This is a genomic window from Flavonifractor porci (genome assembly GCF_037572415.1).
Classification (GTDB): Bacteria; Bacillota; Clostridia; order Oscillospirales; family Oscillospiraceae; genus Flavonifractor; species Flavonifractor porci.
On sequence record NZ_JBBHLB010000037.1, the window covers coordinates 1 to 801 of the forward strand.

Annotated in this window: 1 protein-coding gene; it reads left to right on the top strand. The window is 58.9% G+C overall.

Annotation, left to right across the window (positions count from 1 at the left end; genetic code table 11):
• The coding region (locus WHJ28_RS16435) for a lactate racemase domain-containing protein (RefSeq protein WP_340043092.1) at window positions 1-801 on the top strand (801 nt) is incomplete at both ends.

The window sequence follows — 801 nt, forward strand, 5'->3', positions numbered from 1 at the left end:
GGAGAAGAAGGACATCCTGTTCATGTTCTCCAACGGTCTGCATCCCCGTGCCACCGTGTCCGAGATGAAGCAGATCCTGGGCGAGGAGCTGTTCAACGAGTTCTACTGGACCAACCAGATCACCAGCCATGACTCCGAGGACTACGAGCACATGGTGGACCTGGGTACCACCAAGCGGGGCGACCCCGTGCTGATGAACAAGTATGTCTTTGACTGCGACATTCCCATCCTCATCGGCCACACCCAGGGCAACCCCTACGGCGGTTACTCCGGCGGCTACAAGCACTGTGCCACCGGCATCACCCACTGGCGCTCCATCGCCAGCCACCATGTGCCCAAGGTCATGCACCGGGACGACTTCACCCCTGTGTCCGGTCACTCCCTGATGCGTACCAAGTTCGACGAGATCGGTATGCACATGGAGGAGAAGATGGGCCATCCCTTCTTCTGCTGCGACGCCGTTCTGGACACCTACTCCCGCCAGATCGCCATCTACTCCGGCTACGCCAAGGTGATGCAGCCTGAGTCCTGGAAGCTGGCCAACAAGCGCACCTACGTGCCCTTCGCTGAGAAGAAATACGACGTGATGGTGTTCGGTATGCCCCAGAACTTCCACTACGGCAACGGCATGGGCACCAACCCCATCCAAATGATGCAGGCTCTGTCCGCTCAGGTCATCCGCCACAAGCGGGTCATGAAGGACAACTGCGTCATCATCTGCTCCTCCATCTGCAACGGCTACTTCCACGACGAGCGCTGGCCCTACCTGCGGGAGCTGTATGAGATGTTCCAGCACGACTA